The sequence below is a fragment of the Bacillus sp. 3103sda1 genome, from assembly GCF_024159135.1.
Taxonomy (GTDB): Bacteria; Bacillota; Bacilli; order Bacillales; family Bacillaceae_G; genus Bacillus_A; species Bacillus_A rhizoplanae.
The window spans coordinates 2,374,758-2,387,792 of record NZ_JAMYWS010000001.1 but is presented as its reverse complement, the minus strand read 5'-3'; the positions used below and the strand labels follow the sequence as shown (position 1 = coordinate 2,387,792).

The following is a 13,035-nucleotide window of genomic DNA, read 5'->3' as shown; positions in this document are numbered from 1 at the left end:
GCTGGTTTTATTTCGATAATTACCCAATATAATTTTATCAAAAAACAACTGTGTTTGTCAAACTTTTGGTCAAATTATTTTTCTCGATAAGGAGTGACAATATGGAACAGTATGAGCAAGAATGGAAGAGAGAACAGCAACGAGTAGAGGAAGTAATAAAGAAAATTAAAGAGGAGATAGATGTTCTTCAGCAATATGTGAGTAGCGGGAAAAAAGAGGTAGTCAATATTCGAAAAGACTTTTGGAATGATGTAACAGTTAACTTCGATAATGCTGAAGAGGCTGTTGAAACTGCAGCGAGTATAAAGCAACAAGTAGAGTTGTTATCTGAAAGAGAGCGCAGTCATTATCATGCAGATAGGCAGCTTAAGATGCTAAAACGACTAGAGCAATCTCCGTATTTTGGGAGAATTGATTTTTTAGAAGAAAGTGAAAGAAGTACTGATCAGATTTATCTTGGGATGCATTCTTTTTTTGATGAAAGCACAGAACAATTTCTTGTATATGATTGGAGAGCACCTATATCCAGTCTATATTATGATTACTCGTTGGGAGCGGCCGTGTATAAGGTGCAAAATGAAATTATTACAGGAGAAATCACTTTAAAGAGACAATTCATCATTCGTAACAGTCAAATGGAGAGTATGTTTGATACAGGAGTAACGATTGGTGATGCATTATTACAAGAAGTGTTAGGGAAGAATGCGAATACACAAATGAAAAGTATCGTTGCTACGATTCAGAAAGAACAAAATCTAATTATTCGTAACGAAACGAGTCGTTTACTTATTGTGCAAGGAGCAGCAGGAAGCGGAAAAACATCTGCTGCATTGCAGCGTGTGGCTTATTTACTATATCGATATCGAAATACATTACATGCGGATCAAATTATTCTTTTTTCTCCTAATTCAATGTTTAATAGTTATATTTCGACTGTTCTTCCTGAATTAGGAGAAGAAAATATGAAACAGACAACATTTCAAGAATATTTAGAGGAGCATATAGATAAGAGTTTTGATGTAGAAGATCCGTTCACACAAATGGAATATGTACTTTCAGAGATAGAAGAACGAGAATACTCAGTACGTATGCAAGGAATTCGATATAAAGCAAGTGCACTTTTCGTGAAGGTTGTAGATAACTATGTGACGTATTTGAGACAAGATGGAATGATTTTTAAAGATGTTAAATTTCGCGGAAACTTATTAATGTCGAAGGAAGCAATAAAAGAGAAATTTTATTCTTTTCCTGTTTCTATGAGAATTCCGAATCGAATAAAGTTAATTTCTGAGTGGTTATTAAAAGAACTAAAGAAAAGAGAGCGGCTAGAACGAAAAGAACTTTGGGTTGAAGAAGAAATACAACTGTTAGATAAAGAAATGTATGCTAAAGTTCATAAGAAACTTCAACAAGAAAAACAGTATGGTGATAATACATTTGATGATTTTGAACGTGAACAACAAATGTTAGCTGCAATGATTGTGAACGCCCGCTTTAAACCACTTCGTAAACGTGTGAAGAGACTTCAATTCATTAATACGCCTGCAATTTATTTACAGTTGTTTACAGATTCGTTGTTTGCAAAGCAATTTACAGATAGTAATAGCCTACCACCAAATTGGAAAGAAATATGTGAAGAAACGGCAGAACGTATACAGCGCTTTTATATGGCATATGAGGATGCGACACCTTATTTATATATAAAAGATCAGCTGGAGGATTTACAAAGAAGTACATCTGTAGAGCATATATTTATTGATGAAGCTCAAGATTATTCAGATTTTCAATTTACCTTTTTGAAGCAATTATTTCCACATAGTAAAATGACGATACTTGGTGATTTTAATCAAACAATACATGCACATGCGACTGAAAATGGATTTTCGCAACTATATGCTTTATATGGAGAAGAAAAAAGTGAACGCATTGAACTTACCCGTAGTTATCGTTCGACGAAACAAATTATTGAATTTACGCGGCAACTTATTTCAGGGGGAGATTCTATTGAACCTTTTCAACGTGAGGGAAGCAAACCAGTTATAACAGTAGTAGACACCGAAGAGGAACTGCATCAGAAAATTGTAAGTCGGATTAAAAATTTGAAAGAAAATGGTCACAAAACGATAGCAGTTATTTGTAAAACTGCTCAAGAAAGTAAAGCAGCATATGACATACTGCAGCAATATATACAAATTCACCTTATTGAAAAAGAAACAGCTTCGTTTAGTTCGGGGATACTTATCGTACCTTCTTATTTAGCGAAAGGTGTAGAGTTTGATGCGGTTATTATTTATAATGCTTCACATAAACAATATAGAAGAGAAAGTGAACGTAAACTTTTCTATACAGCTTGTACACGTGCTATGCACGAGTTATATATTTATTATTTAAATAAAATCAGCCCATTTTTATCAACAGTCGAGGCAAATACTTATACGCAGGATAAATAAACCACATAAACAGAGGTCATGATTTATAGCATGATCTCTGTTTAGCTTACATTTTTTTATGACAGCGGAACAGTTACATTGTGTTTCATTCATAACAAATGGCGTGTTTTTGGGGATGAAATTTCCGCACATAAGACATAATAATAGGTAAGAAATTCCGATTAGAGTAAAAAGTCGCGGTGTCAACTGCTGATATAGGATGATTAAAATGTGGAAAATGATTGTTTCCTATCTTCCAGAGTGGAAAGTTTTCGGGCAAGCTTTTATCGTATTTTTCATTCCGTATGTAATTTCAAAAATTTTTAGTTGGATTCATTCGTTAGAGGATGAGGAATGAAGTGGATTGTTATATTGAAGAGCAAATATCAGATGTAGTGAATACTTTTGCAATGAAAAATTTGTCCTTCTTTTTGAAAAATAAATTTGTATGGAGTGATATGGAAAATCGAACCATGTCCTCTCTATTGTATATGAGGCCTAACCTTCCATATCAACAGACGTAAAAAAGCATCGGGTTTATCATCGTATTGAACGTATGTACATACATTGATTTCTGGAAATTTAGACAACAATGCTACATATGGAAATTTACGAGCATACACTCCCTCCATAACAAATACAACCATTCCTAACCAAGCATATCCATTAAAGGTGTCAATTTGTAAGGAAGAAGGAGTATGTGGCCGTAAAGTTTCACCTAGAATAGGGCAGTGATTGATTTCATTCATTAAATTCATAAAATGATCTCTTTTATTTATATATACCTAGTTTGAGTTTTAAGAATGAAATGGCCCAATTTTTTACCCCCACATTAACGAGAAGTAAGATCCCGATATAAGATTCTAAGAAAACAAAAAAGATAGATGAGAATAACTGCTGTCATAAGCCCAATTAGTTGAACTTTATCTGTGTCGCTAGTTTTTATTTTGATGAATATGATTTTAGATGTGCTTAAAGCGAGCGTTACCATCCTCATTTCTGTCACCATTAATAGAAATAAGAGCAACCTTTATACCAATTTCAATATCTTCTCCTAATCTATTCTTCTAATCTATTCTTCTAATCTATTCTCCTGCGAAGATTTTAATCCAAACGGATACTCCAAATATTAGATATTTTTAAACGCTTAACTCAATTGATTAAATGAACGCGTTTATCAATCTCCGTAAAACCACAGACGTTTCTTCTATCTTGAACTCGATTTCGCTATTGCAATAGCTTTTATCCAATGAAAAATTGATTATATGTAATAACATAAATTTCTTTTTTTAGGAAATGATTATAGTTGTGAACTGTTTAATTTACACGATTGAATACTATAGAAAGCATGGTACTAGGTTGCTGGATGTACATTAAGTTTTCAAAGAGAAAGAGTGATGGGAATGAGTGAGCAGAAATCAAAGATCAAACAAATGAAGAAAACAACCAATACATATGAAGATAAGCAGGAAGTTAGGTCTTTTCAGGACTCAACAGAACATTTTACAGGCGATTTCACCGCAGATTTGGAACTTGTAAAGAAAGAAATTAGTTATAACTCAGATGTACACTTTCGGGAGTTTAACATTGGGCGTACAGGTATTCAGGCGGCAATCATTTTTGTGGAGGGTCTGTCGGACAAAGAGCTCATCGACACACACATTATGAAATCATTGATGCTTGATTTTTATGAAGAATACAAACAGGATTCATCTTATATGAAAGGTACAGTTTCGAAAGAGTTTATTAAAGAACAAATCCTTCCCATTAGTGAAGTAAAAGAAGTTCATGATATAAAAGATTTAATGTCAAAAGTGTTGACAGGTTCAACGGCACTTTTGATTGATGGATCATTAGGTATATTAATTCTTGATACAATAAAAGGGAGAACGCGGAATATCGAAGAACCGATATCAGAAGTATCGGTTAGAGGTCCACGAGTAGGCTTCACAGAAATTTTAAGCGATAATACCGCTCTTTTGCGACGTCATGGTGAAAATGAAGGCCTATCATTAATAAAGTTTCAAGTAGGAAAGCGGGCAAAAAAAGAACTAGCCGTTGTTTATATGAAAGAAATTGCTGACTCGGCATTAGTAGAAGAAGTTAAGAGGAAAATTCAGAAAATTGATATTGATAATGTACTGGAATCAGGCTATGTAGAGCAGCTCATCGAAGATAATTATTTCAGTCCTTTTGCGCAAGCGCAGAGTACGGAGCGTCCTGATCGCGTTATCGCCGCACTAATGGAAGGTCGGGTTGCGATTTTATTGGACGGGACACCTTTTGCTTTGATCGTTCCAGTTACATTTAGTATGATGATGCAATCGCCCGAAGATTATTATGAACGTTGGATTCCTGGCACGCTCATCCGCCTATTACGCTTTGGAGCAGCAATCATTTCTCTTTTTACACCTGCCTTGTATATTTCCTTTATCTCGTTTCACCCTGGATTGATTCCGACCAAGCTAGCCGTTTCCATCATAGGAGGACGGGAAGGTGTGCCGTTTCCTGCAATTATAGAAGCATTGCTTATGGAAGTAGCTATCGAAATTTTACGGGAAGCCGGACTACGTTTACCAAAACCAATTGGCTCGGCGATGGGGATCGTCGGCGGACTAATCATTGGACAGGCTTCGGTAGAAGCAGGGATTGTTAGTCCCATGATGGTAATCGTAGTAGCTGCAACTGCCATTTCCTCATTTGCTCTCTCACCTTATAGTACAGCGATTCCACTGCGCATTCTTCGCTTTGTAGCCATGTTTTGCGCTGCCATGTTTGGATTGTACGGGGTCATTCTGTTTTCCCTCTTCTTATGCAGTCATATGGTGAAACTAAAGAGTTTTGGCGTACCTTATGTCAGTCCGGCTGTTCCTTATCGATTAAGTGATTGGAAAGACTTTTTGGTTCGCATGCCATTTCAAATGATGAAACGTCGTCCGAAGATGCTAAATCCGAAAGACCCCATACGAAAAGGATAGCTTACTTTAAAAAGGAAGTGACCAGTGATGATTACTAAACCTAAAGATCAAATTAAGACGTCACAAGCAGCTGTTATTCTTATTAATTATGTACTTGCAGCAGGCATTCTCACCTTGCCTAGAACAGCTGGGGAGAAAGTGAAGACACCAGATGTTTGGATAACTGTTATTTTAGGCGGGATAATTGCGATGATTGCAGGATTGATTATGGTCAAATTAAGCCAGCAGTTTCCCGAAAAAACATTTTATCAATACAGCCAAGACATTGTAGGAAAATGGGTAGGTGGGTTATTGAGTCTATTTATAATAGGTTACTTTTTTATCCTTTCTTCATTTGAAGTCAGAGTGCTAGAAGAAGTAACGAGTTTTTTTTTACTGGAAGGAACTCCTGGCTGGGCTATTATCATGACATTTATGTGGACGAGTCTTTATTTGATGTTAGGCGGCATAAACCCAATGGCTCGTCTGTTTGAAATTATATTCCCAATTACGGTCTTCCTTTTTTTGTTGACTGCCTTTATGAGTATTGGAATATTTGAGATAGATAATCTTCGTCCGGTATTAGGATTAGGAATTATGCCAGTGCTAAAAGGGATAAAAACAACAACTCTCGCATATTCAGGATTTGAAATTATGTTGCTCCTTTTGGCGTTCATGCAAGAGCCAAACAAGGCTGGCAAGGTTGTTTTAGTTGGAACTCTCATTCCTTTAATTTTTTATGTTATTACAGTTGTGATGGTTATCGGAGCATTATCCGTCGATGGAGTGATAACGAGAACATGGCCAACGATTGATCTCATGCGAAGTTTTGAAATTCCCGGCTTAATATTTGAACGTTTCGAATCTTTATTACTTGTAATATGGATTATGCAAATCTTTTCAACCTATACAATCTGCTATTATGCTGCTGCTTTGGGGCTGGCTCAACTCTTTAAAAAGAATATTCATTCGTTTATGTATGGGTTACTTCCGATCGTTTACATCATTTCCATCACTCCTAAAAATACCAATGATCTATTTAAATTGGGGGATATGATTGGTAATGCTGCTTTGTTTTTATTCGGTGCATTGCCACTGCTTCTTCTCATAATCTTCAGATGGAGGAAGAGAAAGAATGAAACAAATTCTTAATCATGTACGGTTCCTCCTGATTTTACCGTTGGTTCTTTTACTTCTATCTCTTACAGGGTGCTGGAGCAGCCATGAAATTGAAGAGTTGGGTTTCGAGGTAGGTTTGGCATTTGATAAAGGAAAGGAGTCGACTGTTGAGAAAAAACTACAAAAACAAGGCGGGGGGTATCCGAAGAAGAATATTATAACATCGACCTATCAATTCGTTGAACCGCAATCATCAAGTGGAGGAGGGAAGGCTGGATCATCGCAACAAAAATCTTACAAGAATGTTTCTGAAACCGGAGATTCTCTCCACCAAATGATTCGTGAAGTTTCATTAAGAAGAGATCGGCCTGTAATTTTTCACCACACGAAAGTGATGGTTATTAGTGCTGATCTCGCACGCACGTTTAGTTTGAAAAAGTTACTTGATGTTTATCTTCGTGATAATGAGATTCGACCGAGCTGCCTCATGTTAATTAGCAAGGGGCGAGCCAGCAAGACGCTAGAAACAGATGAGCCAGGAGAAATTCCGGCGCTTCGTTTATTTGGAATTGCAGATAATCAATACAGAACATCAAGGATTTTACCTCCTGTTCCGCTTGCTAAATTACCAGGCAAAATGCAATCAGAATCCAGTTTTCTGTTGCAAAATGTGGTTTCGTCAGATGGGGAAGTGAAATTTTCGGGAGCTGCGATCATTAAAGGAAAAACAAAAAAATTGCGTGGCTTTTTGAGTGAAAAGGAATTGGAAGGCTTAACATGGATATCTGGAAAGGGGAAAGGTGGTTTGGTGAAAGGTGTTGATAAAAAAACAGGACAGCTGATTATGTATGAGGTCGCATCTATGAAAAGTACGATTACCCCTCACGTTAAAGGAAACAAAATCTCTTTTGATGTAAACATGGAATCAGAGGGACGGATATCTGAAAACTGGGTTGCTTCGGGTACACCTTTTAAAAATCAGTTTATAAAAAGGGCAGAAAAAGCCGCTACGCAAGAAGTAGATCGACTAGTGAAGCATACACTGAAAAAAATTCAAAAAGAATATCAGGTCGACGTTGCTGGATTCGGAAACAGATTAAAAATTGAGTATCCTAAAACGTGGGAAAAGGTTAAAAAAGATTGGGATAAAACATTTAGTGAGGTTCCAATTAAATATAGCGTAAAATTAACTATTAAGGATTATGGCGCGGAAGGGTCTTAAAAGTGAGATTCCTTACTCAATAGTTTTTTATCTATTCATGTTAAGAGAAGTAAGGCTTTGCAAAAAATCAATTAAAATCAACATTAGTAAACATTAGGATTAACAACCTTTTGGGAGACTATTTCTCTTTTTAAAAACAGAAAAGAACAGTGAATGTAAACATCACTGTTCTAACTTTTATAAATTGGGATTTTAGCTCTATTGTTACACAGACTCCATATACACTAACAATTTATCTACGTTGACAATTGTCTTTCCATTTACAGCGGCATGACCTTTTCCGAGAATAAATCCACGTTTATTTCGAATAACTTCATAATATAGGTCTAATCGATCACCAGGCTGAGCGGATCCTAAAAATTCTACTCCTTCTAGTGATGAGAGAAATCCTAACCCAACAGTATTTTCCAGGCTGACAAATGCTCCGAGTTGTGCAATTGCTTCAATAATTAACGTGTGTGGCATTGTCGTTTGTGATTCTGTTATAAACCATTCATTGCAACTTACATTTTTATAACCTTTTACCGACTTGCCAGATTCCATTTCAACGATATGATCAACCATTAAAAAAGGATATCGGTGCGGCAGTACACTTTGAATGTTAACTTTGTTCATACGTTACCTCCTGATTATATATTATAAGTGTAGTTTCTAAGTCAAGATAAGAGGAGGGTAACTGTATCAGCTATGGCATGATTTCCTTTATTCCTTTTATAAAAAATAAACCCCTGCTTCGAAAAAGAGAGCAGGGGGAAGGTAATTAATTTCTTACTAAATCGGCTGCACCCTCACTAGAAAAAATACCACTATTTTTAATGTTGTTAACTACTTGTTTTAACTTTTCTTCATTTTGAACAAGGGCAATGCGAACAAAGCCTTCTCCATGCGGGCCAAATGCATGACCAGGTGTGACAACGACATTGGCACGATCAATCAATGCGTATGCAAATTCTAAAGAAATCCAACCTTTTGGAATTTCTGCCCATATGAACATACTTCCAGCTGGTTTTTCAACATGCCAGCCTGCTTCAGCTAGTCCATCAATAAATGTATCTCTTCGTTTTTGATAGATCGTCCGGTTTGCTGCGCAATATGAAGCACCTTCTCGTAAAGCAACAGTTGCGGCTTTTTGAATTGGAAGAAAGACACCGTAATCGATGTTTGATTTAAATTGTTTAAGTGTTTCTACAATCTCTTTATTTCCAATCATATAGCCAATACGACTACCAGCTAAGCTATAACTTTTAGATAGAGAGTTGATTTCGACACCAACATCTTTTGAACCCGGAACGGATAGGAAGCTAATAGGCTTTTGTCCATCATAATAAAATTCAGAGTAAGCAAAGTCATGAACGACAATAATATTGTATTCTTTTGCAAAAGCAATAACATCAGTAAAAAATGATTCTGTTGCCATTGCCGGTACAGGATTACCAGGAAAGTTTAATATCATCATTTTTGCTTTTTCGGCAACTTCTTTCGGAATCGTATGTAAATCAGGAAGAAAAGCATTTTCTTTTTTTAATGGCATAAAATACGGAGTTGCACCTGCCATTGCAAGTCCTGTTGCATATGCCGTATAACCTGGATCTGGAACAAGGATAATATCATCTGGATTAGCAAAAGCCATCGGTAAATGAACAAGTCCGTCTTGTGATCCCATTAATAATAATACTTCGTTATCAGCATTTAAAGCGACATGGTGATTAATCTCATAATATTCTGTCACAGCATTGTGAAATTCTTGTGTACCTGTCAATGTATATCCATAATTCTTTTTTTCATTTGTTGCACTTACTAGTGCTTCTCGTACAATATCAGCCGGAGGCATATCTGGATTTCCGATACTTAAATCAATAATTTCATGACCTTCTGCAATTTTCTCTTTTTTATAGGCTGCTAATTCACTAAAAATTGAGGATTGGAATGCTTTCATTCTTGTTGCTAGCGTGTACTTCATGTATAACCCCTCCTAAAAAATACTACTATTTTCATTAAACTTTGTTTTTAGTATTCATATTCTTTTACTTTTCTGAAAACACACATATTTACATTTTAACATTTTTTTACGAAAATACAAAACTAGCAATTAAAACAAAATTTCATTCACTGTATTATTTTTATAAATAATAATAAAAAAATAATATAACCCCCTCTAAAATTTACACTAGAATATAGATTCCTTATTTGGATATATAATTCAAAAAGTAAGGTTACTTCAAAAAAATCATTAAACACACCTATTACAATTTTTTCATAACATTTATTACTCCTAATAACTAAATTTCACAAATCAGGAAACAATAGAAAATGTATATTTACAAAAGGAGAAATAAACATGAAGCAAATTCCTATTGGTGTATCAAATCGGCATATTCATGTGACAAAGGAAGACTTGGAAAAAAATTTTGGAAATGGCTATGAGTTAACAGTAGCAAAAGAACTTTCTCAGCCAGGAGAATTCGCCGCAGCAGAAACAGTTACCATCAAAACGGAGAAATCAGAAATTGCGAAAGTACGAATTCTTGGGCCAGTTCGCAAATTTACACAAGTGGAGATTTCAAAAACAGATGCACGGAAGCTTGGAATTAATGCTCCTATTCGTTCATCAGGAAATATCGATGGAACACCTGGTATTACTGTAATCGGCCCGAATGGTAAAATTCAAATTGATAAAGGGGTAATTGTTGCTGAGCGGCACGTTCATATGACATCAGAAGATGCGGAACATTTTCGAGTGAAAGATGGGCAATATGTGAGTATTAAAGTAGGTGGAGATCGAGCGCTAATTTTTCATCAAGTATTAGTTCGTGTGAAAGATACATTTGCACTAGATATGCATATTGATACGGATGAAGCGAACAGTGGTGATATTAAGACAGGTGACTTTGGTGAACTACTTTCATAATAATGAAAGCCATCTCTAACATGAGATGGCTCCTACATATTTGTTGTTTGAGAAGTATTTTTACTCGGTTGTTTTTGCTGTGATAATGAAACTAAAATAATAAGTAGAGAAATGACACCGAAAATAAGTACCATATATTGCAATCCGATTGTATCTAAGAAGAAACCCGTTCCGAGTAAGACAATTTGGAACATTACACGCTCAAACATATTCCGGAATGAAAATATACGCCCATGGTAGCTTTTATCAATTTTCGTCTGGAAAATCGTTGACATAATAGGAAAGAAGCAGCCAACACTAAATCCAAACATACCGAAAGATACAAGTGTCATCCATTTTATATCACTAAAAAAGAGAGATAAGTGTGAGAAAGCAATACAAAATGAAAAGATATACAGTAACTTATATGGTGAAACGTGTTCTGATAAACGTTTAATTACAAATGCACCGAGCATAAACGATAAACCTTCAATTGTATAAATAAATCCTTTAATTGTTGTATCATGCTGCATTTCACTAATATTAATAACCATTAAATTAAAGCCACCGATAAATAAAAGCGGAATAATACTTAAAATTAGAGCGCGAAATGCAATAGGGACTTCTTTTAAAATGTGAAACACTTCTATAAAACTTGTATTTTGTGATTTCTTTTCATTCGTTATATCTGTTTTCATATCTTCAAAGTTTAATAAAAAAGTAAAAAAGAATAATAGTGCGTAAGCAGCCATTGAAAAAGCATACATATATTTTAAACTCATTACAACAAGAAGGATTCCGCCCAGCGAGGTACCGACAATACGAGCGATTGTTCCGATGTTCATATGAATTCCATTCATTTGTAATAATTCATGTTCCTGAACAATAAGTGGGATAACAGATTGTAGTGCAGGGAAATAAAAGGCTGCAGAAATTTGAATGGCGATCATAAATAAAATCATAAATAAAATACTCTCGTAATGAATAGCGAAAAACATAAAAATAACACTTAATACACGACCAAATCCTGCATATAGAAGTACTTTTTTCTTAGAATATTGGTCAATAAACCTTCCTGCCATGGGACCAACAAGGACTCCGGCTAATAATCCAATAAACATAATAACGGATTTCATAAAATCAGATGGAACATGCTTTTGCATGAATTCTAGGTTACCTAGAATTCCAAGCCATAAACCTACCCCAGCAATAAATTCACCAGTTAGAACAATCCATACGTTTTTATTACGCCACATAGAATAACCTCTCAGTCTTTAATAGTAGTGAAACTCGTATATAAAACCTCCTTTTTCCATTTCATCTTATAACTGTATATTTTGAGTTAGGGTATATATTAAGGGTTTGAAAGAAGAATTTCAATTTTTTTGATTTATAAGTTATTTCCGTTACAAATGGACAGATTAAAATAGATTCATTTAACTATTAATATATAAAATCAATAGGGAAATAAGGAGATAAAGGCGTATATAAATATGATGAATGTATACATAGGAGGACTAGATGTGATAAATAAAAATTAGTTTTTGCAGGACTTTAAAACTGTTCATATAACTTTATGAAGGAAAAGGGGATTAAAGGGGCTGATGTAAATGAATAATGAAAAGTTAGTTGTGAACCAATTTGGTCAAAATGCTACGAAATATGTAACGAGTCTAATTCATGCAAAGGGAACGGATTTACAATTTCTCATTGAAAACGTTAGAAACAATAAGAATGGTCGCCTTCTTGATATTGCGACCGGTGGAGGACACGTTGTAAATGCATTAGCTTCTTTATTTCAAGATGTCGTTGCATTTGATTTGACGGAGAACATGCTAGAGAAAGCAGAACAATTTATTCATTCAAATGGACATACAAATGTTTCATTTGTACAAGGGAACGCAGAAAAATTACCATTTCCAAATGAATCGTTTGATACCATTACGTGCCGCATTGCTGCACATCATTTTACCAACATTGATCGATTCGTTACGGAAGTACATCGAACATTAGAAAAACATGGTCTGTTTCTTCTTATTGATAATGTTGCTCCAGAAGTTGAAGAATACGATGTTTTTTATAACTTTTTAGAGAAAAAGCGTGATCCAAGTCACCAACGTGCTTATAAAAAGACAGAATGGATATCGTTATTAGAAAGAAATGGTTTACAGGTACAATCATATACCACTTTTGATAAAGAATTTAAGTTTGAATGGTGGTGTGATATGATGAATGTTCCTAAAAATGAAAGAGATGAATTAACACACTATATGATAAAAGCTCCTAAAGAAATACAAGAATGGTTTCATATCACAATAGAAAAGAATGAAATACAGTCTTTTTATACAGAAATGACTTTGTTCGTTGCTAGAAAATCATTTACCTTAAAAAGATAATTCATACTTGCGGGATTTGTAGTAG

At 35.0% G+C, this 13,035-nt stretch carries 11 protein-coding genes; 7 read left to right on the top strand and 4 right to left on the bottom strand.

The annotated features are described in order from the left end of the window. The first annotated feature begins 101 nt into the window (after window positions 1–101). Window positions 102–2,450 carry an RNA polymerase recycling motor HelD gene (gene helD, locus NKR74_RS11815; RefSeq protein ID WP_253629666.1) on the top strand — a complete coding sequence of 783 codons (2,349 nt, stop codon included), beginning with the start codon at window positions 102–104 and terminating at the stop codon, window positions 2,448–2,450. Window positions 2,451–2,658: 208 nt separating this feature from the next. Next, the gene (locus tag NKR74_RS23935; RefSeq protein WP_255258115.1) at window positions 2,659–2,787 is read left to right on the top strand and encodes a hypothetical protein; all 129 of its coding nucleotides are present in this window, start codon (window positions 2,659–2,661) and stop codon (window positions 2,785–2,787) included. A 124-nt stretch (window positions 2,788–2,911) separates the two neighbouring features. Here NKR74_RS23935 and NKR74_RS11810 read toward each other — a convergent pair whose 3' ends face one another. Then, window positions 2,912–3,187 (bottom strand): DUF2071 domain-containing protein, encoded by a 276-nt coding sequence (locus NKR74_RS11810; RefSeq protein WP_098308608.1) that lies wholly within the window; start codon window positions 3,185–3,187, stop codon window positions 2,912–2,914. A gap of 639 nt (window positions 3,188–3,826) precedes the next feature. Between NKR74_RS11810 and NKR74_RS11805 the strand changes: the two genes are divergently transcribed. Genes NKR74_RS11805 through NKR74_RS11795 form a run of 3 tightly spaced genes read left to right on the top strand, consistent with a single transcriptional unit; the run spans window position 3,827 to window position 7,727 of the window. Then, the gene (locus tag NKR74_RS11805; RefSeq protein ID WP_098308606.1) at window positions 3,827–5,407 is read left to right on the top strand and encodes a spore germination protein; all 1,581 of its coding nucleotides are present in this window, start codon (window positions 3,827–3,829) and stop codon (window positions 5,405–5,407) included. Window positions 5,408–5,434: 27 nt separating this feature from the next. Further along, complete coding sequence (locus NKR74_RS11800; RefSeq protein ID WP_098308604.1) at window positions 5,435–6,538, top strand: spore germination protein; 1,104 nt, start codon at window positions 5,435–5,437, stop codon at window positions 6,536–6,538. Beyond that, on the top strand, window positions 6,522–7,727 hold the full coding sequence (locus NKR74_RS11795) for a Ger(x)C family spore germination protein (RefSeq protein WP_098308602.1): 1,206 nt from the start codon (window positions 6,522–6,524) through the stop codon (window positions 7,725–7,727). Before NKR74_RS11800 ends, NKR74_RS11795 begins: the two co-directional genes overlap by 17 nt. A gap of 204 nt (window positions 7,728–7,931) precedes the next feature. On the opposite strand, the gene NKR74_RS11790 is transcribed toward NKR74_RS11795, so the two are convergent. After that, on the bottom strand, window positions 7,932–8,342 hold the full coding sequence (locus tag NKR74_RS11790; RefSeq protein ID WP_098308600.1) for a 3-hydroxyacyl-ACP dehydratase FabZ family protein: 411 nt from the start codon (window positions 8,340–8,342) through the stop codon (window positions 7,932–7,934). Window positions 8,343–8,487: 145 nt separating this feature from the next. After that, window positions 8,488–9,687, bottom strand: coding sequence for an LL-diaminopimelate aminotransferase (locus tag NKR74_RS11785; RefSeq protein WP_098308598.1), 1,200 nt, complete (start codon window positions 9,685–9,687; stop codon window positions 8,488–8,490). A gap of 378 nt (window positions 9,688–10,065) precedes the next feature. Between NKR74_RS11785 and pduL the strand changes: the two genes are divergently transcribed. Further along, window positions 10,066–10,635, top strand: a complete 570-nt coding sequence (gene pduL / locus NKR74_RS11780; protein ID WP_253629665.1) for a phosphate propanoyltransferase — start codon at window positions 10,066–10,068, stop codon at window positions 10,633–10,635. 32 nt (window positions 10,636–10,667) lie between these two features. Here the strand turns inward: pduL and NKR74_RS11775 are convergent, their stop codons facing one another. Further along, window positions 10,668–11,870: an MFS transporter gene (locus NKR74_RS11775; RefSeq protein WP_253629664.1), complete on the bottom strand. Its 1,203-nt coding sequence runs from the start codon at window positions 11,868–11,870 to the stop codon at window positions 10,668–10,670. A gap of 354 nt (window positions 11,871–12,224) precedes the next feature. Between NKR74_RS11775 and NKR74_RS11770 the strand changes: the two genes are divergently transcribed. Continuing rightward, on the top strand, window positions 12,225–13,010 hold the full coding sequence (locus NKR74_RS11770) for a class I SAM-dependent methyltransferase (protein WP_098308591.1): 786 nt from the start codon (window positions 12,225–12,227) through the stop codon (window positions 13,008–13,010). The last annotated feature ends 25 nt before the right edge of the window (window positions 13,011–13,035 follow it).

Excerpts from the sequence above, each read along its gene's own strand:
- NKR74_RS23935 (WP_255258115.1), top strand. The coding sequence starts at position 2,659 with ATGTGGAAAATGATTGTTTCCTATCTTCCAGAGTGGAAAGTTTTCGGG.
- pduL (WP_253629665.1), top strand. The coding sequence starts at position 10,066 with ATGAAGCAAATTCCTATTGGTGTATCAAATCGGCATATTCATGTGACA.
- NKR74_RS11800 (WP_098308604.1), top strand. The coding sequence starts at position 5,435 with ATGATTACTAAACCTAAAGATCAAATTAAGACGTCACAAGCAGCTGTT.
- NKR74_RS11805 (WP_098308606.1), top strand. The coding sequence starts at position 3,827 with ATGGGAATGAGTGAGCAGAAATCAAAGATCAAACAAATGAAGAAAACA.
- NKR74_RS11770 (WP_098308591.1), top strand. The coding sequence starts at position 12,225 with ATGAATAATGAAAAGTTAGTTGTGAACCAATTTGGTCAAAATGCTACG.
- NKR74_RS11795 (WP_098308602.1), top strand. The coding sequence starts at position 6,522 with ATGAAACAAATTCTTAATCATGTACGGTTCCTCCTGATTTTACCGTTG.
- NKR74_RS11810 (WP_098308608.1), bottom strand. The coding sequence starts at position 3,187 with ATGAATTTAATGAATGAAATCAATCACTGCCCTATTCTAGGTGAAACT.
- NKR74_RS11790 (WP_098308600.1), bottom strand. The coding sequence starts at position 8,342 with ATGAACAAAGTTAACATTCAAAGTGTACTGCCGCACCGATATCCTTTT.
- helD (WP_253629666.1), top strand. The coding sequence starts at position 102 with ATGGAACAGTATGAGCAAGAATGGAAGAGAGAACAGCAACGAGTAGAG.
- NKR74_RS11775 (WP_253629664.1), bottom strand. The coding sequence starts at position 11,870 with ATGTGGCGTAATAAAAACGTATGGATTGTTCTAACTGGTGAATTTATT.
- NKR74_RS11785 (WP_098308598.1), bottom strand. The coding sequence starts at position 9,687 with ATGAAGTACACGCTAGCAACAAGAATGAAAGCATTCCAATCCTCAATT.